Origin of the sequence: Sporosarcina luteola (assembly GCF_023715535.1) — a bacterium.
Taxonomy (GTDB): domain Bacteria; phylum Bacillota; class Bacilli; order Bacillales_A; family Planococcaceae; genus Sporosarcina; species Sporosarcina luteola_B.
Map to the genome: position 1 here is coordinate 1 of NZ_JAMBOI010000002.1, position 24,406 is coordinate 24,406.

At 39.8% G+C, this 24,406-nt stretch carries 21 protein-coding genes and 1 pseudogene; 18 read left to right on the forward strand and 4 right to left on the reverse strand.

The window, feature by feature from the left end:
• Positions 1-330: 330 nt before the first annotated feature.
• The 8 genes and pseudogenes from M3191_RS03510 to M3191_RS03540 form a co-directional block, all read left to right on the forward strand.
• Positions 331-534 (forward strand): annotated as a pseudogene (locus M3191_RS03510) (IS110 family transposase); the annotation flags it as partial.
• A gap of 881 nt (positions 535-1,415) precedes the next feature.
• On the forward strand, positions 1,416-2,693 hold the full coding sequence (locus M3191_RS03515) for a helix-turn-helix domain-containing protein (protein WP_251698102.1): 1,278 nt from the start codon (positions 1,416-1,418) through the stop codon (positions 2,691-2,693).
• An 11-nt stretch (positions 2,694-2,704) separates the two neighbouring features.
• Entirely contained in the window at positions 2,705-3,904 is a 1,200-nt protein-coding gene (locus M3191_RS03520) for an MFS transporter (protein ID WP_251698105.1), read from the forward strand.
• A 268-nt stretch (positions 3,905-4,172) separates the two neighbouring features.
• Positions 4,173-5,150 (forward strand): HD domain-containing protein, encoded by a 978-nt coding sequence (locus M3191_RS03525; protein ID WP_251698107.1) that lies wholly within the window; start codon positions 4,173-4,175, stop codon positions 5,148-5,150.
• 747 nt (positions 5,151-5,897) lie between these two features.
• Positions 5,898-6,041, forward strand: a complete 144-nt coding sequence (locus M3191_RS18500) for a Holliday junction resolvase RecU (RefSeq protein WP_353056503.1) — start codon at positions 5,898-5,900, stop codon at positions 6,039-6,041.
• A 736-nt stretch (positions 6,042-6,777) separates the two neighbouring features.
• Positions 6,778-6,909, forward strand: a complete 132-nt coding sequence (locus M3191_RS18505; RefSeq protein ID WP_285853166.1) for a hypothetical protein — start codon at positions 6,778-6,780, stop codon at positions 6,907-6,909.
• 788 nt (positions 6,910-7,697) lie between these two features.
• Positions 7,698-8,210, forward strand: coding sequence for a sigma-70 family RNA polymerase sigma factor (locus tag M3191_RS03535; RefSeq protein ID WP_251698109.1), 513 nt, complete (start codon positions 7,698-7,700; stop codon positions 8,208-8,210).
• On the forward strand, positions 8,203-9,267 hold the full coding sequence (locus M3191_RS03540; protein WP_251698111.1) for a DUF4652 domain-containing protein: 1,065 nt from the start codon (positions 8,203-8,205) through the stop codon (positions 9,265-9,267). Before M3191_RS03535 ends, M3191_RS03540 begins: the two co-directional genes overlap by 8 nt.
• 456 nt (positions 9,268-9,723) lie before the next feature.
• Here M3191_RS03540 and M3191_RS03545 read toward each other — a convergent pair whose 3' ends face one another.
• Positions 9,724-10,008, reverse strand: a complete 285-nt coding sequence (locus M3191_RS03545; RefSeq protein WP_251698113.1) for a hypothetical protein — start codon at positions 10,006-10,008, stop codon at positions 9,724-9,726.
• 223 nt (positions 10,009-10,231) lie between these two features.
• On the opposite strand from M3191_RS03545, the gene M3191_RS03550 reads away from it, so the two are divergent.
• The 4 genes from M3191_RS03550 (at position 10,232) to M3191_RS03565 (ending at position 13,230) form a co-directional block, all read left to right on the forward strand.
• Positions 10,232-11,017 (forward strand): amino acid ABC transporter substrate-binding protein, encoded by a 786-nt coding sequence (locus M3191_RS03550; protein ID WP_251698115.1) that lies wholly within the window; start codon positions 10,232-10,234, stop codon positions 11,015-11,017.
• A gap of 65 nt (positions 11,018-11,082) precedes the next feature.
• Entirely contained in the window at positions 11,083-11,742 is a 660-nt protein-coding gene (locus M3191_RS03555; RefSeq protein WP_251698117.1) for an amino acid ABC transporter permease, read from the forward strand.
• A gap of 52 nt (positions 11,743-11,794) precedes the next feature.
• The gene (locus M3191_RS03560; protein ID WP_285853168.1) at positions 11,795-12,544 is read left to right on the forward strand and encodes an amino acid ABC transporter ATP-binding protein; all 750 of its coding nucleotides are present in this window, start codon (positions 11,795-11,797) and stop codon (positions 12,542-12,544) included.
• Positions 12,545-12,681: 137 nt separating this feature from the next.
• On the forward strand, positions 12,682-13,230 hold the full coding sequence (locus tag M3191_RS03565; RefSeq protein WP_251698118.1) for a DUF420 domain-containing protein: 549 nt from the start codon (positions 12,682-12,684) through the stop codon (positions 13,228-13,230).
• 48 nt (positions 13,231-13,278) lie between these two features.
• Here the strand turns inward: M3191_RS03565 and M3191_RS03570 are convergent, their stop codons facing one another.
• Positions 13,279-13,755, reverse strand: coding sequence for a general stress protein (locus tag M3191_RS03570; protein WP_251624365.1), 477 nt, complete (start codon positions 13,753-13,755; stop codon positions 13,279-13,281).
• A 157-nt stretch (positions 13,756-13,912) separates the two neighbouring features.
• Between M3191_RS03570 and M3191_RS03575 the strand changes: the two genes are divergently transcribed.
• The 4 genes from M3191_RS03575 (at position 13,913) to dacB (ending at position 19,117) form a co-directional block, all read left to right on the forward strand.
• On the forward strand, positions 13,913-14,623 hold the full coding sequence (locus M3191_RS03575; RefSeq protein ID WP_251698120.1) for a DUF421 domain-containing protein: 711 nt from the start codon (positions 13,913-13,915) through the stop codon (positions 14,621-14,623).
• Positions 14,624-14,680: 57 nt separating this feature from the next.
• A complete protein-coding gene (locus M3191_RS03580; protein WP_251698122.1) occupies positions 14,681-15,973 on the forward strand; it encodes a purine/pyrimidine permease in 1,293 nt (430 codons plus the stop codon).
• Positions 15,974-16,024: 51 nt separating this feature from the next.
• Positions 16,025-17,443 (forward strand): NAD-dependent succinate-semialdehyde dehydrogenase, encoded by a 1,419-nt coding sequence (locus M3191_RS03585; RefSeq protein WP_251698124.1) that lies wholly within the window; start codon positions 16,025-16,027, stop codon positions 17,441-17,443.
• Between the two features lie 189 nt (positions 17,444-17,632).
• Entirely contained in the window at positions 17,633-19,117 is a 1,485-nt protein-coding gene (gene dacB, locus M3191_RS03590; protein ID WP_251698126.1) for a D-alanyl-D-alanine carboxypeptidase/D-alanyl-D-alanine endopeptidase, read from the forward strand.
• Between the two features lie 42 nt (positions 19,118-19,159).
• Here the strand turns inward: dacB and ilvA are convergent, their stop codons facing one another.
• Both ilvA and M3191_RS03600 read right to left on the reverse strand, forming a co-directional pair.
• Entirely contained in the window at positions 19,160-20,422 is a 1,263-nt protein-coding gene (gene ilvA, locus M3191_RS03595) for a threonine ammonia-lyase IlvA (RefSeq protein ID WP_251699276.1), read from the reverse strand.
• Positions 20,423-20,589: 167 nt separating this feature from the next.
• Positions 20,590-21,495, reverse strand: coding sequence for a diacylglycerol/lipid kinase family protein (locus M3191_RS03600; protein ID WP_251698128.1), 906 nt, complete (start codon positions 21,493-21,495; stop codon positions 20,590-20,592).
• A 358-nt stretch (positions 21,496-21,853) separates the two neighbouring features.
• Between M3191_RS03600 and M3191_RS03605 the strand changes: the two genes are divergently transcribed.
• Together M3191_RS03605 and M3191_RS03610 are read left to right on the forward strand one after the other, a co-directional pair.
• On the forward strand, positions 21,854-23,272 hold the full coding sequence (locus M3191_RS03605) for an amidase (RefSeq protein WP_251698130.1): 1,419 nt from the start codon (positions 21,854-21,856) through the stop codon (positions 23,270-23,272).
• 163 nt (positions 23,273-23,435) lie between these two features.
• The gene (locus M3191_RS03610; protein ID WP_251698131.1) at positions 23,436-24,404 is read left to right on the forward strand and encodes a proline dehydrogenase family protein; all 969 of its coding nucleotides are present in this window, start codon (positions 23,436-23,438) and stop codon (positions 24,402-24,404) included.
• The last annotated feature ends 2 nt before the right edge of the window (positions 24,405-24,406 follow it).

Sequence of the window (24,406 nt, forward strand, 5' to 3'; positions counted from 1 at the left end):
ATACATATTTATAATAAACTTGGTTTTATAAAAGAGGGAGTAGTGCGTGAAAGTTTATATAGAAATGGAAAATGGCATGACATAATTATCATGGGGGTTTTAAAGAGAGAGTATTTGAGCAAACAGTTAAAAATGTAACATTTTTCATTTATACTAACGAGTATTTTACTTACAGATCGTTGAGCTGCTCAGGGGCTCATCTCTTATTGAACTAACGGAGCAGCATTCCTGTTTGAAGGATTTGCACCATCTTGAAAGAAAAAGAGCCCTCTTGTATGATGCTGAGTGTCAACGTGGAATTGACCCATCATCAAACAGGAGGACTACACTATGTATTCTAAGTGGAATGAAAAGCTAAATCAAGTAACGGAAAACACATTAATTGTCGGCATGGATATCGCTAAGAGTACTCATTACGCATGCTTCGTAGATGAACGCGGACGTGTACTTGAGAAAGCTTTTGCCGTACATCAATCCAGAGAAGGATTTGAAGCATTATATCAAAATGTACTTCGTGCTATGAAAGTACATGGAAACTAACGGGTGCTTTACTTCAAGAAGGAGTAAAGCTTTTTTTCTTATTGAACTAACGCGGCAGTTTAGTTTAACAAGAATAATAAAATGAATTAAGGAATGAAACATGAAAATAATCCTTTGGCTTGTAAATGCTGTTATGTTATTTGGTGTTTGGTTGTTTGCTTCTGTCTTTCTGGCAGGGGATGAATGGTGGTCTTTATATACTTATAATATGGAGGAAATATCTCCTTTCAATCTAGAAATATCTTGGCTAAATGTCTTTATATTTGGGTTCATTTCCTTAGCAATTTCTTTTTTCCTTATAAAGATAACTTCAGTAAAAAAATAACAACTTAGCTCTTCTTCAGCTTACGGGTGCTTTTATTGCAGATCATTGAGCTGCTTTGGCTCATATCTCATTAACCTAACGGACTTGGATAGCAATTGGTATTATTGGTGGTATTATTTATACTGTCAGTAAGTTTTTCTTTTATAATGGAGGCAAGAAAATCAAGGATATTCTGTTTCTGATAGTACTTTTCGGGTTACTTATATGGGGAATTTATATACTCAAAGTACTGTAATACCTAACTCTTCGATTCTTCAATTGGTCGCTTTAGTTTTAGAAGTCAAATTAAAAAATCGGTTCCTAAACGTTGTAAAGGAACCGATTTTTCTATTCCATAATTTGCTTACCGTTGTAAATCCACGTTTTCTTGATGCGACCCCTTTTAGGTGAAATCCATTGTTGTTTTGTTCAAGCTATCATAAAAAACAATGGTTTTTTCAATTTGTGTAAGTACACTGTAAATAGAAAGATGAACCCAGTTGTTTATCGAGATATACACAATAAAAGAATTAGAGAATTTGCTAAAGTAAAACTGGAGGGGTTGATTGCTGTGACAGATAATGAGGCAAAGAATTGGGGCCTGCTGATAAAATATCATCGTCAGCAACAAGGATTAAAGCAAGATGATGTTGCAGTGGGAATTTGTACACCTTCTTACTTAAGTCGTATTGAAAATGGTGTTGTCATTGCTGAACAAATTGTATACGAAATGTTGTTAGCACGCCTAAACATCGATTTGGCTCAAGAAAAGAATAAGTTGGAGATAAAACTTTCATTTCTTGAAGCCGTCTACGCAAAATTATTATCAAATGAAATTCTTACAAAAAACGAAATTGAAAGGTTGGAGTCATTTCAAACAGAAATGTTCCAGCAAGAAGTCGATTTGATAGCTGGACTGATTTATAGTCGGTATTTAATATCTATTGATAAACCGATTGAAGCTCGCGAGCTGCTTGTGAAAATTGAGCCGTTTATCACTTGGTATCAAGACAGAGGAACACAATTGTATATTGCAATCACAACGAATGCTCATTTATCTTTTTTAGAGTTCCGGGACATCATTGTAAGGGAAGAACAACAGCATGTTAGCAATTTTATGAATTTTGCTAGCCGATTCGAACAAGCGAATTATTATTATCACTTAGCTTTTGCGCACCACCGCTATTATTCATTCCAGCAAGCACTGCATTACATAAATAAGGCGACAAAAGCGTTCTCTCACCACTATAAACCTTTATTCCAATTGAAGCTATATTCGATGAAGGGGGTTATCTTGAATGATTTACATAGATTCCAAGACGCAATAATGGAATTTAAGGCAGGAATAGATTTGTTGAAAAATGTTCCATCAATACAAACTCCGAGGCAGTGGAGTTCTCTTTATAATAACATTGCCTACTGCTATGAATGTCAAGGCTTATTCGTTGATGCGATGACACTTTATGGGAGATCCAATAAATATAAAGATGATTTACATACAGTTATTAATTGGATGAGGGCGAGTTATCAGAATGAAGATGAGGAAACACTGAAAAATCTGTTTGAACAGTACCCCAGGGAACGGTTTGTTGTACTTCATCATCAATATCAATGGGATTTATTGAAATATGCAAGTGAACGAAAATTCACTCTTACTAAGTTGAAAGAAATAGAAGAGCGAGCCTTCCCGCATTTTATGCAGCAAGAGTATTATTCATTAACATTGTATTATGCACCATTATGGGCAGCATTTTATGAAAAACTACATGCTTATAAGCAAGCTAGCATTTGCTTCAAACATGCATTTGCTGCGAGTGAGGAAATACGCCGGCGTATGGGTAGCAATTAGGGGGAAATGGGATGAAGATGTTCAGGAAATACGGTTTGATATTAGGGGGGCTAGGCTTTTCCAATTTGGGTAATTGGATTTATTTAATTGCATTGAATTTGCTGGTTTGGCATTTAACACATTCACCTGCAGCGGTGGCAGGAATTTATATTGTAGGCCCAGTCGCCCGCATTTTTAGTAATTTCTTTGTAGGTTCATTGATTGATCGCTATGATAAAAAATGGTTGATGGTTTATAGTGATATTATTCGAGGAATCATCGTTGGCATCATGCCGTTTTCATCGACGATTTGGGTTATCTATGGTCTTATCTTCCTTGCAAATATTGCAAGTAGTTTCTTTGGGCCGAGCAGCACATACGTAATTACAAAGCTCGTAAAGGATGAAGACAAACTAAGATTTAATGCGTTGAATAGTACACTTAGTTATGGTTCGTTTATGATTGGGCCGGCACTTGCTGGAGGAATTATCGCAATTAGTAATACAGGTGTGGCAATGTGGGTGAATGCTCTTACATTCTTCGTCTGTGCATGGGCAATTGCTTCATTACCGAACATTGAGAATGAAGAAACCGACAATCTTAGACGTTTAACATTCAGCGTCATTCGTGAAGATTTTTCACAAGTATGGGACTATATACGAAAAAAACCGAAACTACTTACTTTTTTTGTTGTGTATATTACTGCCTTGATGTTCGCCTTTGCACTTGATTCTCAAGAGATGACTTTTTTAAAAGATGTCTTACATACAACGGATACGACATATGGAATCGTTGTAAGTGTTGCTGGAATCGGTGCGATTTTAGGCGGATTATGTGCGACTGCATTGGTGAAAAAGCTCTCTGTACAAACGTATATTGGTGCTGGCTTTTCTTTAACGATGCTCAGCTATTTAATCTTTTACGCCTCTAACGTACTATGGTTAGCAATCATAAGCTTTATAGCCCTTGGATTTTGTATGGCATTTAGTAATACAGGATACGCAACGATGTATCAAAAAACAATCCCCCCTGGATTGATGGGGCGCTTTGGTAGTTCACTTGATCTTCTGCAAAGCATTGCGCAAATCATCTTTACGTTTGCCTTAGGCATTCTTGCTAAGTGGTTTCCTTTGCAAATGCTAGCAGTGATCTTTTCTTCGTTTGGACTTATATTAGCTGTTTATTTATATTTCTATCTAGTACCCCATACCAAACAATTTGCTTTGAAGTAGTAAAACGAAAACTTTTGGAATATTCCTTCAATGAATAGGCAAGGACTTCAACTATAAAACAGATTGAAAACTCCCTAACATAGGGAATCTTTGAACAAAATAAACGATATTCCGCAATCTGACGCAATTGTTTAATAAACGTCTCTTTTTTCTTCTTCAACTTATGGGTACATTAGTTAAATATGATCAACAGCTTATTTTGCTGGCAAGGCATGTTAGTTAAAAAGTTTTTTCTGTTTTACCAGTGTAGTTTAAGGAGAGAATGTTAATGATTATTCATGACAAATTGTACGGTGAGTTCGTAGTAGATAAAGTACTAGAAGAGTTAATATTAAGTGGACCTGTTCAAAGGTTAAAGGGAATTCACCAAGGTGGAGCAAGTTATTTGGTTAATCAGAAATGGAATGAAACACGTTATGACCACTCAATAGGTGTAATGTTGCTAATAAGAAAACTTGGGGGCTCATTAGAAGAGCAGATTGCAGGGTTGTTGCATGATGTTTCCCACACAGCCTTTTCTCATGTAATTGATTTCGTGTTTGAAAATGAAGAAGAAAACTATCATGAAAAGATATTTAGCTCTGTCGTTAAAAAATCTGAAATCCCAGTAATTTTATCTAAATTCGATTACAACTATGAGGAAATTCTGTTTGATGATTCAAAGTGGACATTATTGGAACAACCTGCACCTGAATTATGTGCGGATAGGGTAGATTCCACTCTTCGTGATATGTATGGTTATGGGAATATTTCGTTAGAGCAAGTGAATCGTTTTTTGCATGACTTAATTGTTTTCGAAGGGAGAATGTATCTTCAAAACATTGAGGTAGCGGAATGGTTCGTCAAAACATATTACAAGGAGGTTATTGATTTTTTTATGAACCCGTTAAATATCTATGGATATGATATGTTAGCCAAGACTCTGAAACTTTCATTAGAAAAAAAAATATTAAACCTAAAAGATTTCCTTGGTAAAGATGACGAATTATTAAGTAAAATTAAATCGTCAGAAGATAAGGAGTTACTCGATCTGTTAAGAAAAATCAATCCTAATGTACAAGTGAAAGAAGATAGAGAAAACTACGATATATATAGAAAAAACAAACTTCGTATGATTGATACTTCCATTTTTAAGGGTGAAGAATTAACACCAGCGTCGAAATTATCGGAGAAAATTAGAGATATGAATACTAAAGCATATGAGAAAGCCACAAGAGGAATGTATGTAAGAATACTCTCTAACTAATGTGGGATTGGGTATTGTTCAACGGGTGCTTTAGTTGAGGATCATTAAGTTTTTGCTACTCTAGGTGCACTATAATAAAATGGAAGGAATATAAAAGCTGTGATGGGGTGTTTGCATTGGGTAAGATAATTCCTTTTAAGACAAAGCAACAGATTGAAACGGAGAAGGCGAAAAAAACTATCCGTGAATGGGAAAATTACTTAGAGTGAGAAGATGCTAACTGGCATAATGTTTTATATAGAGCTGAAGATGTCACGGAATTATCAAAAGAAGAGACGGATTGGCTGAATGACTGGTTGGAGAAGAACGATAATTAGTTGAAGTTTTTTATGGTTACTAAGCATAGAAGAAGTTCAGTATAGGATCCGATTCGTTTAAACGCAACACAAATACAACACAAGATAGTTGTAAATGCTGTAACAACAACGTTTCTCGGCATATATATACGTCCTCCTGGGTCGTAGCTACATGTGGTTCAAACCGAAATATATCAAGCCTTCTAGCGAAGTTTTTAGAGGAGTCTATGAGCTGTCAAATTCTGAATTACAGACTCCTTCTAACTACTTTCATTAGGAGGTTTTTTGTGTTGAAAAACCGAGAAAGGGTTTAGTGTTCGTTACGGACTTAACCGATATATTTGACGGATAAGCCCACAATAGCCAGCGCGAGCGGGGTACCGTACTGTTGACGCGGACATCCGAGAGGTGCCTACGCCAGTGCAGATACAAAGCAACGGGGCTGGGCAAGGTGACGGGGTACACGCAAAAAGCGGTATGGGTGGACTATTCGGGTGTTCATGACGGAAGGGTAATAGTATTTGACGCCAAGAAAACATCAAGCCGGACGAGCTTCTCGCTTAATAACATTTCGAGCATCAATACGAACTACTGAAATCATGGCACCAAAAATGCGCCCAGGCATTCCTGCTTGGTTCTTTCACCAAGTTGGATGAAAAATATACCTTCTAGCATTCAAAACGCCAGAAATTGGGAGGATGCAAAGAAAGGCGAAAGGAAGTCGATACCGCATCGGGCTTTCCTTATGGAGTGCGATCGTGTGAAAAGTGATAAGGGGTATGTGCTGCATTATTTGAAATATGTAGGTTGAGGAATGGGGGGAACGATGTAAATCAGTTTGTTTATTACTATTTATACTGCATAGCTTTACCATCCTCTAAAGGACAATAAAGCTTTTACCTTACCTTCTTTCGGTGATATCGATAAGAGCAAGGACTACGACAAGATGTGCAACTACAATAACAATGTTTTCGCTCATTTTCATTTATTTCCTTTCTTGCTGATATTGTATGCGGATTGTTACTTTTCTATGCAATAAACACCTTCTTGTTGTTGATATTTAAGTATTTCTTGTATTTGTATATTATTGCTTCTAACTAAATTTATTTTATATATTCATTCAAGTTTTTTTGCTTCTATTCAATTGAAAGTGATTGTGTTCAGATGAATCCGGAGTTGGTCCAATAGATCGGCGGCGTGCATAGGTAGCGCCGTAAAGCATTAGGTGTTTCGTTTGTTGTTTGATGATGTCACGGTCAATTGGAAATGGACAGAAGGCGAATTGATGCATTTTCGCCAGTTGTGGCGTGAGGGTGCGAGTATACAGGAGATTGGATGCAAAAATTGATGATAAGTTGATTCAACAAATAGTTGAAGATTCTATTAAAAATATTTCTGAAACAGTAACAGTAACAACTAGCGAAGAAAAAATAAAGGTGAAAATAAAGATAGAGAAATATTAACAGTGAATTAAGGATACAAACAGCCTTAAGAATAAAGTGATTTTATGGATATGTGAATAAATGTACTTAAACTTCCACAAAAATTTCAGAACGGGTATAGATTTGTATGGCTGGCGAAGAAGGTCGATCAACTATGGTGCCATTGAGCCCATCCGTTAGTCTGACTCCAACGACCACGGTGCATCACAGACTGTCACTCTAATGGGAATCCAAAACTATTACTCAGTTGCAACTCAAATCCCAATTAATTTGAATGAGTTAAACCTACATCTACGTTTAGGCGACAAGAAGTAATTTAACTCAATTCACCAGTCGGGCGAAATTGTTGAATAAGCGCTTCACTTTTCTCCTTCATGAATCGCACGGAAAAAGAATCAAATGAGTACGGCGGTTACTTCCCGACTATGGAAATAGAAAAACTTTAAAGTAAAGTCCAACTATCCTATTGCAGTAAAGTAAACACTCTCTAGATCGGGAGTGTTTTTTTGTACTTGAAAATAAAGGAGGCGGATGGTGATGTGAAGTGCCTACCTGGGATGAGATTCAGAGAGAATACGAAACAAAAGATAATCTTCAAAGCGCATGCTGAAAAGCACTGGGTTAAAGAAGGAACATTGTTTGAATAAATTAATTTGTTATACAAAATCAACTTTATCTAATTAACCCGGCTCTTTGAATATCAGACATGAAAAAGAAAGAACGAAAATAGTTGCAACTGAATATTTATTTCGAGAAATGAACCTTTGATCTATGAGCCTCGTTTATACTTATGAAAGGGGGAATGACTTGTGAATAAAGAACAATTGTTAGAAGAAATAATGGACCATTACACAGATCTATTATTTCGAATTGCTTATTACTATACGAAAGATATACAAGTGTCTGAAGATATCGTACAAGATACATTCGTAAAATATTACCATTCATCTCATTATGAAGAACAAGGAAACCTAAAGGCTTATTTATCAAAAATGACCATTAATCGTTGTAAAGATTATTTAAGAAGTTGGTCTTATCGTAAAATAATCGTACAAAAAAAGTTTGCACAAAAACACTATTCAGAGAAAGACGTCCTAGTTAAAACGGATGAAAAAAATATGCTTGATGAAGCAATCCTATCACTCCCTATCAAAAAACGGGAGGCGATTATTTATTATTATCTTGAAAATATGTCGATTAAAGAAATCGCTTCACTTTTATCTATTTCTGAAAATACCGTGAAGTCAAGGTTGAGGAGCGGTAAAGAGACATTGAGATTGAGTTTAGAACATATCGAGTGGGAGGTATTGTTGCATGACTAATTACCGAATGAAACGGCTACAAAATACAGTGGAAAACAAAAAAAGAATTATGTTGAATACTCGTCAAAAAATAACGGAACCCATGAAAAAATCAATTAATTGGACGTATTTTTCAACGTCAATGGCTGCCGCTGTTTTTTGTATAGTTGGTGCAGTTCTATTATGGGATTCAATAGAGAATCCTCAGGTCATCAACAATTCAACGATGTTTGTTGAAGAGACAAAAGCTGAAATAATGATTAATGAATCTGAAGTTGAATTGATGGTTATTGATATTGCAAGTGAATCGATTACGATTGAAGATAGAGAAACAATAGGATTCATAGCCGATTGGTTAAACGAAGTATCTTCTAAGCCTCAGCAGAAGCTAGAGGATAATTCACCAGTTTATTATAATATTTATATACAAAATAAGGGTTATTATCCGTCTGGAGCAATTTCCATAACGAGTGATAAGTTGATAATTGGAGAAAACTTTAATGAAATCTCTACTCAACAATATGAAACGATTTCCAGCTTAATATCTGAAGTACAGAACAGAGAATATGATCGTGTATCCAATGAACTTTTTGAAATAAAAGTAGGGGCCAACTATGATATAGCAAATGCTAATTCCCATTCAGGCTGGAAAACATCTCCTGATGGTTTACAACGGGCAACCATTGATGGAAAAGGCGAAAATGCAATTGAAGAAGGGGAAGCGTTATTAATTATTGAAAACCTGAAAACGAACAAATCGACCATATATAAGCTCAAAGATAACATTGATGCTCAAAATACGCCTAAATATGTAGAATGGATTGACGAAAACCGCCTATTTGTGATTGTTGGTTTCGCACATGGTACCGTGACAAAAGGCGGTCGGCTTTATGAAATGAACGTAGAGGATAATACCGTAATTCCAGTATTTGAAGATCTAACAGACAAAGAAGAAATTATGTCTATTAAAGCGAATGACGACGGTACATTCACGTATGAAAAACATGTATATATTGATGATGTTTTTTCTGAAGGATACGTAGAAGAGGGTACAATTCCATTTCCACCTGATAAGTAATGAAATGCTTATTAAAATGAATAACTCCTTATCGGTCAATTGTCAGCAGCGGGACAGCCACTGTTGGGAGTCGATATGTTTGCATCACCGGCGGTTTAATTTTTATGCAGTTGAAGTCGAAGTGCTCTCAACTCCCATCCGGATATAAGCAATTCAGTCACTTAGAAAAGTTCATTAAGAGATTATTAATTTCTGCCTCTAGTAATGAAGATAATCAGCCAAATCAAAACAAATTCATGCTGCAATAGCTGAGGTTAGGAACCAAGCTAAAGTTAACCGTTGCAAGTCTTAATAGCGAGAAGATAATTGATAGTTTAAAGAAAAAGCCTGGTAGAGTTCTCTTCCAAGCTTTTTTGATGTATAAACCATTAGAAAGAATAGGTTCGCTTACTATTTCACAATATGTCCGGTGGGCCATTTTCCACTGCTAATCCAGGCAGCCGTTATTCATTTTTACTATCTTTCATCAGGATTAATGCCATTCGGTTCTTTCCCGAAACGATTCATCTTTTGTGAACGAATCTCCTCAGGCGTTTCCTGAAATGAGTACCCTTTTTCAAAAATGGTTTCAGGGTCAATTCCATTTGGCTCCTTATCCGACTCATAACTTTCATTAAGCCCAGCGGAAGGCAGTTGGTCTAGGCTCGCTTCATTCCGCATGCTGTTTTCCACATATTCGTTTTTAAATTCAGGCTCTTCATTATCTCTCCGCTGTTTTTCATCCATATAATCTTTCTCCATCAAGAACATCCTCCTTTATTATTTTTAACGTTGTTCTATATTGTTCAATTGCCTTTTTGGACAGAATTAAAACGTTTCTTATTCATATACTAATGGTAAATGAGTTAACAAGATAATTCTGCAAATTAATAAAAGGGTTTTCTTTATTGGTAAAGCATGATATATTATCAATACGTTAACAGACTAAAGTGTTAAAGCGAGTTTACTAAAAGGAGAGAGATCAATGAAGAGGTATTTGACGCTATTCATCCTATCAATAATTGCATTGCTCGTCGTAACAGGTTGCGGGAATTCCAAAACAACCGGAAAGTCAGGCGGGAAAGATGTTCTTGTCATCGGTGTGGACGATAAATTCGCTCCAATGGGTTTCCGGGATGAAAACAATAATCTCACTGGTTTCGATATTGAATATGCTGAAGCAGCAGCGGAACATATGGGTATGGAAGTGAGATTCCAGCCGATTGATTGGAAAACAAAAGAAACGGAATTAAGCAGTGGACGAATTGATTTGATCTGGAATGGGTATACAATCACGGATGAACGAAAAGGAAAAGTTCTTTTTACAAAACCATATTTGGAAAACGCGCAAGTTGTAGCAACGTTAGCAAATTCCGATATTGCATCACTAAAAGATCTATCTGGTAAAAAAGTGGGACTTCAAGGTCTTTCCTCAGCAGCAGACGCTTTGAACGCCAATCCGATCCGTTCTGAAATCAAGTCTGTCTCCGAATATGCGGATAATGTTCTAGCACTATCCGACTTGAAATCTGGCCGTGTTGATGCAGTCATCATTGACGAAGTGGTTATTGATTATTACATGTCCAAGCAAGAAGGTGCGTTTAAAGTGTTGGACGAGTCCTTAGCGCCTGAGGAATATGGTGTAGGTGTGAAAAAAGGCAACGAAGAATTGCTTGAGAAGCTTCAAAACGCTCTTGATAAAATGAATGAAGACGGCAGTGCAGCTGAAATCTCCACGAAATGGTTCGGGGAGAATAAAGTACTTAAATAATGAATCAAGCATGCCGGGTTTTCGATATGAAAACCTGTTTTGCTTTTTAGAAGGAGTCATTACGTATGTCTATAGACTATTTTATTTCCATTTTAATACCAATGCTCGAAGGAGCCCGAGCGACAGTCCTATTATTCCTAATAGCCATCATCGTCTCAATCCCGCTTGGCTTCCTACTTACTTTGATTGTCAGAAGTTCCATTAAACCGTTAGCTTATTTAGCGAATACATATATTTATTTGATGCGGGGAACGCCGCTCTTGCTGCAGCTCCTGTTCATTGTTTTCGGTTTGCCGCTTATTCCGGTGATCGGGGAATATCTGGTTCTTGACCGGTTTACCGCAGCATGTTTAGGATTCATTTTGAATTACGCAGCTTATTTCGCGGAAATTTTCCGCGGCGGTCTCCTTGCTATCGACAAAGGCCAGTTCGAAGCGGCGAAAGTGCTCGGATTGAATAGATGGCAGACAATGCGAAAAGTTGTATTCCCTCAAATGTTCCGCATCGCGTTGCCCGCAGTGGCGAATGAGTCTGTCACTTTGGTGAAGGATACGGCTTTACTCTATGCAGTAGCGGTCCCTGAACTGTTGCATTTTGCACAAACAGCAGTCAACCGTGACTTCACAATAACACCATTTCTACTGGCAGGAGTCATCTATTTAATAATTACATTGTGTTTGACTCTGTTCTTCAAATGGTTGGAGAGACGTTTACGGTTTGATTAATTTAAACCTATCCATCTGAAATTATTCGTGATTTAAATGAGGAGTGTATAGTATGCCAATACTTAAAGTGGAAAATATAAAAAAATCATTTGGTCCGCTTGAAGTGCTTAAGCAGATTAGTTTTGAAGTGAATAAAAACGATGTCATCGCTGTCATCGGTCCATCCGGATCGGGGAAAAGTACGATGCTCAGAAGTCTTGTCCATTTAGAGGAGTTGGATGGAGGAAGTATTTCAGTTAATGGAAACTATATTGTTAAGGATGGCATTTATTCAAAACCTCAACAATTGAAAGAGATTACTTCTGAAATGGGGATGGTGTTTCAGCATTTCAATCTGTTTCCGCACTTGACTGTCGTGGAGAACCTTGAACTGGCACCAAAGCTTTTGAAAAAGGGTAGCGCGGAACAAACCCGTGAATTGAGCATGGAGTTGTTGTCGAAAGTCGGGCTGTCAGATAAGGCTGATGTATTGCCGTCCAAGCTTTCGGGAGGCCAGAAACAAAGGGTGGCCATTGCCCGTGCCTTAATGAGGAAGCCTGAAGTTCTCCTATTCGATGAACCAACATCGGCTCTTGATCCGGAATTGACGGGGGAAGTGCTTCGTGTCATGAAGGACCTTGCTCAAGAGGATATGACAATGGTTGTTGTCACACATGAAATGGAATTTGCAAAGGAAGTTGCTAACAAAGCAATCTTCATGGATAAAGGGGAAATCGTCGAATCTGGAAGTCCCGTGGACTTATTAAGTAATCCACAAATGGAAAGGACAAAAGCATTTTTATATCGTACACTGTCCAAATGAACAGCCGGTTCCACGAAACAGTCGGGAAAGTAGCCCGGCTGTTTTTTTACATTTCGACAACAATGTGAAGTAGGGTTCATAGTGCGATAATTATGGTACACTACGGATAGAAATGTAGTGATTAAGGAGATGTTTTAATGATTCAATCCACTGAAGAAAAGCCGTTCAAAAAAAGAAATTACCGGCCGGCTATCATCATTTTATCAATTGTTTTAATAGGCGTAATCGGACTTTTATCAGGCAGGCAAGGGGTGGAGGATTTCGATGCGTTTGATGTTACCATCCTTCCTTTGATAAATGCCATATTAAATAGCTTCACTTTCCTATTCTTAGTCGGGGCTCTCATTGCCATAAAGAAAAGGAATGTGGGTGTCCATCGGAAATTCATCTATGCCGCATTTTGTACGACTGCTTTATTCCTCGTCACATATGTCGCTTTTCATTATTTGGCGCCATCCACTCCATATGGCGGGAGCGGCATATTAGCAGGGATCTATTATTTTGTACTCATTACCCATATCATTTTAGCTGCTGCAATTGTTCCACTCGCATTAACGAGTGTGGCAAGGGCTTGGAACAGGGAGTATGAGCGTCATCGTAAAATAGTGCGTTGGACGATGCCGATATGGTTGTACGTCAGCTTTACTGGTGTTCTCGTTTATATTCTGATTTCTCCATATTATTAACATGTAAAAAGGCTGCTCCCATTACTAGGGAACAGCCTTTTCTAACGTTTAAATGAGTGGTCGATCTGGATAGTCCAAACGTGTATCTCTATACTCACCATCCACTAACACAAGAATCTTACCTTCATTGAAATAATCATTATAGCGATGCGCTTCCTCTTCCGGAATGCCCATCCCGATCAATGCGCCAGCAAGTCCGCCGACTCCCGCTCCTGCGGCAGCACCGGTAATTCCCGCCACAATCGGACCGGCCGCAATGATGGGACCGATACCAGGAATTGCAAGCGCTCCGATACCTGCTAAAACTCCACCTAGTCCACCGAGCAAGCCGCCAGTTGCTGCACCTGTAGCTGCACCATCTGCAGCATGCGTTCCTGTTTGTTCCTCAATGTAATCTACATGATCTCTGTCCTTACTAAGGATGGAAATATCATTTGAAGTGTAACCTTGTCGTTTCAATTCTTCAATTGCAGCAACAGCTTCCGATTCGTTGTCATAATAACCTACTACATGTCGTTGTACCATTTAAAAACTCCTCCTGAAAATAATATTGTTCTAGCGAATTGCTATTCTAGGAAATACCCGAACCTATCATTTTCAAACATGAAGGTTTTAACAGCACTTTTATAGATTTAAAACATAGCTAATCGGGTAACTAACAGGAGTAATAGGAGGGAGAGGTATGGATTATCTACTAAATGGAATGAAGCTTATTATAGGATTGATAGCTTTAATGGCTGTCATTCGGCTGTTAGGCAAGAAGCATTTGGCCGAGATGACTCCGTATGACATCATCTATTTAATAATGTTTGGTGGTCTACTTGAAGAAACTTTATATGACGAAAAAATCTCGATATGGATGTTTCTTTTTGCAGTTACTGTATGGGCTGCAGCTATATTCACAGTTGAAAAGTTGGTGCTCAAATTCAATCGATTGCGCATTCTTCTAAAAGGGGAGCCCGATCAATTAATTTCAAATGGAAAAATCCATCGGAAAGCGTTTAAGAAAAATCAATTGGAAATGGAGCAGGTACGAACAATGCTTCGTCAACAAGGGATATTTTCCTTGAGGGAAGTCCGTGATATGTACATTGAACCAGGAGGCCAAGTTTCTATTAATACGTTCGCAAAATATAAGTCGGTCGTAGCCGATGATTTGGGAATCGAAAAGAAGGAAGAGGAGCCGAGTGTGTTGCTCATCGATAATGGTGAAGTGAAATCGGAAGTTCTGAACGCCATTGGTAAATCCAGCGAATGGCTGCAGGAAGGGATCGGTGCGAAAGGATATGATCATGTGGCTGACATACTTTATTGTGAATGGTCAGAAACTGATGGGTTCTACATTAAAGGATTTGCTGATACTATAGAGTTGAATGGACATCAGCCAAGCTGACGATTATAATAACTATTCGAAGTTGGACCAGATGGATTTCTGATAAGAGGTGCAGTTATGAGAACAGTTATCGGAGGGATGCAATGGGCGGTTTTTTTAATCGCATCCTCTATTGCGGCTCCTATTGCGATTGCCCATATGTTTGGAATGGATACTGCCGAAACCGCGCTTTTCATCCAGCGTACGATTTTTGTACTTGGAATTGCATGTCTCATTCAAGCCTTTATAGGGCATCGACTGCCGATCAATGAAGGGCCAGCAGGATTATGGTGGGGTATTTTCGTAGTCTACGCAGGAATGATAAGCATTGCATATCCTACGGCCCGGGACGCCCTGCAAGCATTGCAAAGTGGAATGCTAGTCAGCGGCTTCCTTTTTATTATATTGGCGATTAGTGGATTGATAACGAAAATGAAAAATCTTTTCACGCCGTCAGTTACATTTACATATTTAATGCTTCTCACTTTGCAGTTAAGCGGTACTTTCCTTAAAGGGATGGTAGGTGTTGACAGCGTAGGGGATAAGATCGACGGTCTTTTATTCCTTGGGAGTTTTGCAGTCTTACTTGTAACGTTCATGACAATGAACAATAAATATTCTTGGGTCTCCAGATATTCCGTTCTATTGTCAATCGGCTTGGGGTGGATTCTTTTTCTTCTTATCGGTAAGGCAGATAGTGTAAAGCTTGAGGTTGGACAATGGATAAGTTTTCCTGATCTATTTGTGTACGGGAAGCCGGTTTGGGATAGCGGCATGTTCATCACTGCAGGTTTTATCACACTTTTGCTGATTGCGAATATGATGGCGTCCATCCGGGTGATGGAAAGTTTACTTAAGCAATCTTTTTCGATCACTCCGCCGGATCGAATGAAGCAGGGGGCAATCGCTTCCGGGATCAATCATCTATTCGCGGGATTTTTTTCGGCCATTGGACCTGTTCCGATTTCCGGTGCAGCAGGATTTGTAGGAGCGACAAGGATGGCTACACTTAAACCGTTCATTACTGGCAGTGTTATCGTTGTACTGATAACGCTCATTCCATCTATCATGTCGGTTTTTGCTGTTTTGCCTTCATCGGTTGCATATGCAGTCACATTTGCGATCTTTACGAAAATGGTGGAAATGGCATTCCGCGAACTTGCAGCCGAGCCGAAACAGGAACGTGCCTATAAGGTGACAGCCGTTGGACTAATGATCGGCGTAGGTATCATGTTCATCCCGCAGGAAAGCATGTCAGATCTGCCGAATGCCCTTGCGGCCGTTTTATCAAACGGTCTCATTATCGGCACAATCATTGCAATCATAATTGAACAATTCTATCTTTGGAATGAACGGCGCGGAGTTGAATAGTACAGGGAAAAGACTTTCAACATTTATTTGAAGAGAGAAGGAGGATGAGAGATGAATGCTTTCTCGATGATTATCGACGGAAAAGAAGTCGGCAAAGAACTTAAGACAATTGATGTCATTAATCCTGCAACTGGAAAATCGATTGCAACAGTTCCTGATGGAGGGGCGAAAGAAGCCACGTTAGCCGTGGATGCCGCATATGATGCATTTCACAAATGGTCCGGTCTTTCCGCATATGATCGGAGTTCATTGTTGGTGAAATGGCATGAGTTGATTGATATGCATATGGAAGACCTTGCGCACACGATGACAGAGGAGCAAGGGAAACCCCTATTAGAGGCAAAGGGTGAAATAAAGTATGCGAACGGATTCATTTCTTGGTATGCAGAGGAAGCGAAGCGCATTTATGGTGAAACGATTCCTTCAAGTCATATAGGTAAACGGATTTTCATCCATAAACAGCCGGTAGGTGTAACGGCTGTCATCACGCCTTGGAATTTCCCAGCGGCGATGATTACAAGAAAAGTAGGTCCGGCCCTCGCCGCAGGATGTACAGTTGTCATCAAACCAGCCGAACAGACACCGATTACCGCAATTCGATTGGCACAGCTAGCATTAGAAGCAGGTATTCCCGCTGGTGTCATCAACGTCCTCACAGGGGAGGCGAGTGCAATCGGCGATGCTTGGCTGAAGGATACTCGTGTCCGTAAGCTGACATTCACCGGTTCAACCGAGGTAGGGAAATTACTTATGCGGGGGGCTGCGGATACGGTGAAGAAAATTTCACTGGAACTCGGAGGCCATGCCCCGGCAATCGTCATGGAAGATTGTGATATCGATAAAGCCGTTGAAGGAGTCGTGGCCGCCAAGTTCAGAAATGCCGGCCAAACATGCGTATGCGCGAATCGCATTTACGTTCAGGAAACGATTGCAGAGGAATTTTCACTGAAGTTGGTTGAACGGGTGAAACAATTGAAAGTCGGAAGCGGAATGGATGAAGGGGTTGCCATCGGTCCGCTTATTGATGAAGAAGCAATCCGTAAAGTTCAATCACACGTTGATGACGCACTTTCAAAAGGCGCAAAAATAGCTGTCGGCGGCTCAAGGAAGGATGGCCTGTTTTACGAACCGACCATTTTACTTAATGTCAATGATGATATGGTTTGCATGAAAGAAGAGACGTTTGGACCTGTCGCTCCCATAACAACTTTTTCATCAGAAGAAGAAGTGCTAAGTAGGGCGAATGATTCGATTTATGGATTGGCCGCTTATGTATTTACAGAGAATCTTTCAAGGGGCATTCGGATGAGCGAAAAATTGGAATACGGGATTGTCGGATTGAATGATGGACTTCCATCAACCCCCCAAGCACCATTCGGAGGGTTCAAGCAAAGCGGCCTCGGTCGCGAAGGTGGCCATCATGGCTTGGATGAATATATTGAAATCAAATATATTTCAGTAGGATTATAAAGAGTGGAAGAGGCATTCATGTAAAATGAATGTCTTTTTTTGTCATTATTATTTTATGTCTATCAAAAATAGAACATTATTAGGATTTTCAGACTTGATTAATAAAACTCAATTTATCTCAAAGTCTATTTATTTCACTTGATAAAAATGGTAAAATGAAATTGACATCAAAGAAGAGGGGGAAATGATTTGGTTCTCAAAAGAACAGCCATGCTCATTATGGCCGTTGTTATGTCGTTTATTGCTGTGTTCACGGTAACTCCGGGTCAAACACATGTACAAGCTTCAAGTCAATACGGAAAACTGGAAAGAAATATTAATGCGATCATAGCGGACGCCTCAAAGAAATCTGTCGTCAGCAGCGTGACAGTGCGTAAGGCTTCAACGGGTGAAATAATTTACGAAGCTAATGCGGATGGCAAAGTGACACCTGCTTCCACATTAAAGCTTCTTACATCTGCTGCTGCATTGGAAACGCTTGGCGAGGAATACCGTTTCACGACAGATCTGCTAACAGATGGTTCAATAGCAAAAGGAGTACTGAATGGCAATCTATATTTGCGGGGGCAGGGGGATCCGACTCTGACGAAAAAAGATTTGGATCAATTTGCCGCCACATTGGCAAAGCAAGGGGTAAAGACAATTAATGGCGACATTGTAGGAGATGACAGTTGGTTTGACTCTGTACGTCTATCGCCCGGAATTGATAAAAGTGATGAAACGTATTACTATGCCGCACAAATTTCCGGATTGACTTTATCCCCGAATTCCGATTATGATGCCGGCACTGTTATCGTCAATGCCAGCCCAACGAAAAAAGGGTATAAAGCCAAAGTGACAATGACGCCTGATACGGGCATCATTACAGTCGTCAACAAAAGCAACACTGTTCCGAAAGGTAATAAAAACACCTTATCCATAAAGCGACAACATGGAACGAATACTATTATCATTGCGGGTAATGTACCTCTTGGAAGCGCAGGGAAAAAAGAATGGGTGACCGTCTCCAATCCGACAGCGTATACGCTTGACGTATTTAAAAAGTCGCTCTTAGCAAAAGGAATCAAATTCACCAAATCATCGAAAGTGGGTAGAAGGGAAGTTCCTCAAAGCGCAACAGTGATCACTTCCAGGCAGTCGATGCCTTTAAAAAGTTTGATGAGACCTTTTATGAAATTAAGTAATAATACACATGCCGAAATATTGGCGAAGACGATGGGAAAACAAGTTTATGGGGATGGAAGCTGGAATGCAGGTCTGCGGGTCATGCGTGAATTTGGACAATCCGTAGGGTTACGTTCAACTGAATGGAATTTTGAGGATGCATCAGGCATGTCCCATAAGAATAAAGTGACATCAGCACAAATGACAGAATTGCTGTTTGCTGCGCGACAAGCACCTTGGTATGGCAGTTTCGTGCAAGGCTTGCCAGTGTCAGGCATGAATGACCGCTTCGTCGGCGGAACGTTGAAAAACAGATTAACGGGCTCAGCTGTAAAAGGGAAAGTAGTAGCCAAGACGGGTAGCTTGAACCGTGTCAATTCATTGGCGGGCTATGCTGAAACAAGAGATGGGGAAACGTTGATATTCAGCATTCTGACCCAAGGCCAAAAAACAACTGCACTCCCGGCAATTGATCGGATAGCGACAATCATTACTACGACAACTAAGTAAAACCGCAAGACGGCTCTGTATCGCCGTTTTGCGGTTTTTTTATTAGATAAGAAGCTCAAATAATGTGCTATCTTTATTCACTTCGGTGAATGGAAAACCGTTCTGTTCCATTCGGAGCAAGAGACCGGCATAATCTTCCTTCCGTTTTAATTCAATGCCGACAAGCCCAGGTCCATTTTCCTTGTTATGCTTCTTCGTATATTCAAAGGTTGTAATATCATCGTCCGGTCCTAGCACTGAGTCAAGTAACTGCCGTAATGCTCCCGCACGCTGTGGGAAGTTGATGATGAAATAATAGAGCAGACCTTCATGCAATAGGGATTTCTCCTTGATTTCCTGCATTCGGCCGATATCGTTATTCCCGCCACTAATGATGCAAACGACAGATTTCCCTTTAATTTCTTCTCTATAGAAGTCAAGTGCAGCTATTGGTAAAGCGCCTGCAGGTTCGGCGATGATGGCATGTTCATTATATAGATTTAAAATAGATGTGCAGACTTTCCCTTCTGGAACACTCAAAATAGCATCGACATACTTCCGGCAAATTTCATACGTTTGGGCACCGACGCATTTGACAGCAGCGCCGTCGACGAATTTATCGATATTATCCAATGCTATGATGGCGCCGTTCTGAATGGCGGCATTCATACTGCTTGCTCCCTCCGGTTCAACACCGATCATCTTTGTCATAGGGGAAAGGTTTTTGATATAAGTGCTGATCCCTGCCATGAGACCGCCGCCGCCGATGCTTGCAAATACATAATCGATTGGCTCTTCGATATCATTCATCACTTCGACAGCGACTGTCCCTTGACCTGCGATGATATCTTTGTCATCGAAAGGATGGATGAAAATCCGATCTTCCTGTTCCGCACAATTAACTGCATGAATGGAAGAGTCATCAAACGTATCGCCGACAAGGATGATTTCAACGAATTCTTTCCCGAACATTTTCACTTGGTTGACTTTCTGTTTAGGCGTTGTTTGTGGCATAAAGATTTTGCCGCTAATTTGCAGATGTGCACATGCATAGGCGACGCCTTGCGCATGATTTCCTGCACTTACACAGACAATGCCCTTTTCGCGTGCGTCTTTTTCAATCCGTTTGATTTTATAGTAAGCGCCGCGTAATTTGAAAGAACGTACATATTGTAAATCTTCCCGCTTAATATAAACATTGCAGCCATATTTCTCCGATAGCCTCTCGTTTTTTTGCAAAGGTGTATGGTTCACAACATCTTTGAGCAATTGATTGGCGATTAGGATATCTTCCACTTGTACGGTATTCGTTTCACTTTTAGCCATTTTCGTCATATGCTCTTTCCCTCCGGTATCATAAATGAATATTTTATTATATTACCATGAAACGTCGAAGAAGAACATAAGAATGTTCATAATTGACAATGAATTTAAACGGATTCATCAAAATGGATTATTCGGATAACTATGTAAGCGTTTTCTTTATGAGAAAATCAACTTTTAGATGTATCGACCAGTTTCAGTGCTTTAGTTCGGATTGAGAGATGAACTCTATCAGCGTGAAAGATTTCCCCATCTATGACATACGGTAATATACGATTACCCTCAATAATAAATTCCTTGCCCTTCAAATAGGTGACTTCTTTAGCAATTACAGGTTCTCCTTTCAGTAGGTCGGGAAAAAGTCTTGATAAAACTTTCCAACGTTTGGCATTATGTAAAATGGTTGCATCTATTAATCCATCGCTATAATCTGCATAAGGACAAATTGTCAAGCCGCCCCCATACATTTTTAAGTTGCCGCCTGCAAAGAGCCATAGGTCAGTCTGAAGAATTAGGCTCCCATCAACGAAAATTTTCCCTCGAAAAGGCTTGAATATCAGCAGTTCAATGATTGCGGCAATTGTATAAGCAACGGAACCACGGTTGAATTTATTGAGCCATCTTTTATAAAAAGATCGATCAGCCCTTATTCCGATTTCCGCATCCATTCCGATTCCGGCTACCGTCATTCCGTAGGTTCCATTTACATATAATAGATCCACGGATATCTTTTCATCGGCAATCAGCATCTCGACAAATTGCTCCGATTCGGCGACCAAACCGAAGTTTCCAGCGACATCATTTCCTGAGCCTGCTGGAAAAACAGCCAAAGGAATGTTCATAACGGCCAATTGTTGTAGAACGGAGCTCACTGTTCCGTCCCCGCCGACTACGATGAAAGCCTTAAGTGACTGTGATGAACCCATTTCCATCATAAAAGTTCGTGTCATCTCCGGGGAAACGCATATATGTGTTTCATATTGGACTTTCCTTGCGATAAGCGTCAATTCGATTTCCCGCCAGATCTTTAATGCCGCCCCTTTTCCAGATGTCGGATTGATGATAAATACATACATCTTACTACCCCATTTCTACTTACTAGTTTAGCATATTCGAACTAATTAATTAATCGAATTTCGAATTGTCCGTTTAGGGATTCTCGAAGTCGGGAAATCTGTAAAGGGAGGTACAAAGTAAAGGAGAGGATGTTATGCAAAAGTGGGATAGTAGACCAGACAAGCCTGATTCCGGTCAATGGGCCGCGCTAGGTGTCTCGTTCCTTATCATACTCATTGTCATCTTCACAAATCTTATGTAATTCCAAAAAGCTTCTTTCCAAATAGGAGAGAGGCTTTATTCATTTGTTTAAAAATGGGTTTCTCTTTATAATGAATAGATAGAATAGTAGTTCATTTCGGAAGGTGGGGGATAGTAATGGAGAATATAGAATTGATTTTGAACGCAGATGCTATGGAAATTAGGGAAATGGTCTTGAATAGGGGGATGTCTGTTTCCGATGTGACTTCCATATTCATTGATCGGATGAAGGATAAAAATCCATCGGTGAATTTTCTAGCGGAAGAACGTTTCGACGCAGCAATGGAGCAAGCTGGACAGGCGGATGCTGTATTATCGAACGGAAATGCAAAAGGAGCATTGTTCGGCGTTCCCATGAGCATGAAAGAGTCATTTGATGTCGTTGGAATGCAAACGACGGGCGGGCTGCTCGGCAGAAGAGGGTCAGTGCAGAAAGAAGATTCCGTTGTTGTAAGGAAGTTGAAAGCCGAAGGGGCAATCATCATCGGCAAGACAAATACGCCAGAATTATGTTTTTGCCAGGAGACGGATAACAAATTGTATGGCAGGACAAATAATCCATGGAATACGGAGCGAACAGCGGGCGGATCTAGCGGTGGGGAAGGGGCAGCAATAGCCATAGGTGCAGCGGCTGCCGGGCTTGGCTCCGATATAGGCGGGTCCATCCGTTTTCCTAGTCATTTTAATGGAGTGATAGGCTTCAAATCCGGAAAAGGGCAAGTATCACAAGTAGGCAGCTTCCCGTTTGTAGAAGATCCATTGCAGCAAAGGATGCTTGGAATCGGACCGATTGCCAAAACAGTAAGGGATGCAAAACTCATCTATTCGATTATCGCGGAACACCATATTGAAGAACGGGACATCGCGGATTTTTCGATAAATGTATTCCGAACGACCGAACTACCGATTTCCGATGAGACGGTAAAATTATTGAACAACGTATATCTGTCCTTGAAAAATACGTATACGACAGAAAGGGAACCCTTGCCATACTTAAAAGAATCAGCACTTATTTGGCAGGAGATCATGTCAATAGACGGAGGAGAGTCGACCAGAAAGACAGCATTCCGGAATGGAAAGGGAAGTCCGCTTACAGCCTATTTAAAAGAAAGGACAAGTGGGACTTCTGATATTCACCGTTATCTTTCATGGGCTTTAATCGGTGCATCCCTGTTCAAACCATCGCGTAAACGACAAGAGGAAATTGGGAATCTACTAAATCAGGGCGATGAATTCTTGGCAGATTATTTAACTAAACGAATGGTTGTCATGCCGGTGTATCATACCTCAGCCCCACCGCATGGAATTGTTTATAAAGAGATTTTTTCAATTAGAAAGACATTCCTAAATTACATGCCGTTTACCGCATATGCGAACACATGGGGGCTTCCCGCTCTGACAGTCCCGATCGGAAAAGATCGTGATGGAATGCCGATCGGTCTGCAAATCATCGGCAAAAACGGAAATGAGGATGCCATCTTTTCGCTCGGTTCTTTTCTTGAGAGGGAATTTGGAGGTTACTCGAGAGTGGATTAAATATATATGTAGATAAACAGGCAGACGAGGGTATATGATCCGTTTTCTATCGTCTGCCTGTTTATTGATATATTAATAAATAATGAAAGTTTTGATGGTGAAAAGTGGATGCTATGATATAATGCATTTGTGAAAAGTAAATTATTAATGAGGAGTAATGGAAATGTTAAAAGATTTCTTTATCGGCCTATCCAAAAACCAATTTCTGAATAATGCTGCAAAAAAATACGGTTTACAAATGGGTGCGCAAAACGTTGTAGCAGGAACAAACATTGCTGAAACGATTGAAAGCATTAAGGAATTGAACAAACATGGCATCTCTTGCACTGTCGACAATCTGGGCGAGTTCGTCTATGAGAAAGAGGAAGCGATTACTGCCAAAGAACAAATACTTGCAGTCATTGAAGCTATCCATGAAAATGAAGTGGATGCGCATATCTCATTAAAACCTTCCCAACTTGGCCTCGATATCGACTATGATTTCTGTAAGGAAAATATTGAGGAAATCGTAGCTGCGGCAAATGAATACAGGATTTTTGTCAATTTCGACATGGAAGACCATGCCCGACTCCAGCCATCATTCAATCTATTGGACGAACTTTCAACTAAGTACGACAATATCGGAACGGTCATCCAAGCTTACTTTTTCCGCGCTGAGGAAGACTTGCACAAGCATAAAGACTACCGGCTCCGAATCGTCAAAGGGGCATATAAAGAGCCTGCGGAAGTCGCATACCAAGACAAGCAGGAGATCGATAAGAATTATATCAAATTGATTGAATGGCATTTGCTGAACGGTAAATTCACATCCATTGCGACACATGATCATAATGTCATTAACCATGTGAAGGAATTCGTCAAAGACAACAATATACCGAACGACAAGTTTGAATTTCAAATGTTATATGGTTTCAGGAAGGACATGCAATTGGAATTGGCGAAAGAAGGGTATAACTTCTGTACATACGTTCCGTTTGGCCAAGACTGGTACGGATATTTCATGCGTCGCCTTGCTGAAAGGCCTCAAAATATGAACCTAGTCGTAAAACAGGTGTTTACAAAGAAAACAAATACAATGATCGGCCTAGCTGCCGGTGCATTCCTTCTGGGACGTCTTACGAAAAAGAAATAAAA

What these genes read in the sequence shown, in the direction of transcription:
- M3191_RS03605 (WP_251698130.1), top strand. Translation starts at nt 21,854, where the DNA reads ATGGAGAATATAGAATTGATTTTGAACGCAGATGCTATGGAAATTAGG.
- M3191_RS03520 (WP_251698105.1), top strand. Translation starts at nt 2,705, where the DNA reads ATGAAGATGTTCAGGAAATACGGTTTGATATTAGGGGGGCTAGGCTTT.
- M3191_RS03600 (WP_251698128.1), bottom strand. Translation starts at nt 21,495, where the DNA reads ATGTATGTATTTATCATCAATCCGACATCTGGAAAAGGGGCGGCATTA.
- M3191_RS03560 (WP_285853168.1), top strand. Translation starts at nt 11,795, where the DNA reads ATGCCAATACTTAAAGTGGAAAATATAAAAAAATCATTTGGTCCGCTT.
- M3191_RS03555 (WP_251698117.1), top strand. Translation starts at nt 11,083, where the DNA reads ATGTCTATAGACTATTTTATTTCCATTTTAATACCAATGCTCGAAGGA.
- M3191_RS03570 (WP_251624365.1), bottom strand. Translation starts at nt 13,755, where the DNA reads ATGGTACAACGACATGTAGTAGGTTATTATGACAACGAATCGGAAGCT.
- M3191_RS03575 (WP_251698120.1), top strand. Translation starts at nt 13,913, where the DNA reads ATGGATTATCTACTAAATGGAATGAAGCTTATTATAGGATTGATAGCT.
- M3191_RS03525 (WP_251698107.1), top strand. Translation starts at nt 4,173, where the DNA reads ATGATTATTCATGACAAATTGTACGGTGAGTTCGTAGTAGATAAAGTA.
- M3191_RS03540 (WP_251698111.1), top strand. Translation starts at nt 8,203, where the DNA reads ATGACTAATTACCGAATGAAACGGCTACAAAATACAGTGGAAAACAAA.
- M3191_RS03610 (WP_251698131.1), top strand. Translation starts at nt 23,436, where the DNA reads ATGTTAAAAGATTTCTTTATCGGCCTATCCAAAAACCAATTTCTGAAT.
- ilvA (WP_251699276.1), bottom strand. Translation starts at nt 20,422, where the DNA reads ATGGCTAAAAGTGAAACGAATACCGTACAAGTGGAAGATATCCTAATC.
- M3191_RS03550 (WP_251698115.1), top strand. Translation starts at nt 10,232, where the DNA reads ATGAAGAGGTATTTGACGCTATTCATCCTATCAATAATTGCATTGCTC.
- M3191_RS03585 (WP_251698124.1), top strand. Translation starts at nt 16,025, where the DNA reads ATGAATGCTTTCTCGATGATTATCGACGGAAAAGAAGTCGGCAAAGAA.
- M3191_RS03565 (WP_251698118.1), top strand. Translation starts at nt 12,682, where the DNA reads ATGATTCAATCCACTGAAGAAAAGCCGTTCAAAAAAAGAAATTACCGG.
- M3191_RS03545 (WP_251698113.1), bottom strand. Translation starts at nt 10,008, where the DNA reads ATGGAGAAAGATTATATGGATGAAAAACAGCGGAGAGATAATGAAGAG.
- M3191_RS03580 (WP_251698122.1), top strand. Translation starts at nt 14,681, where the DNA reads ATGAGAACAGTTATCGGAGGGATGCAATGGGCGGTTTTTTTAATCGCA.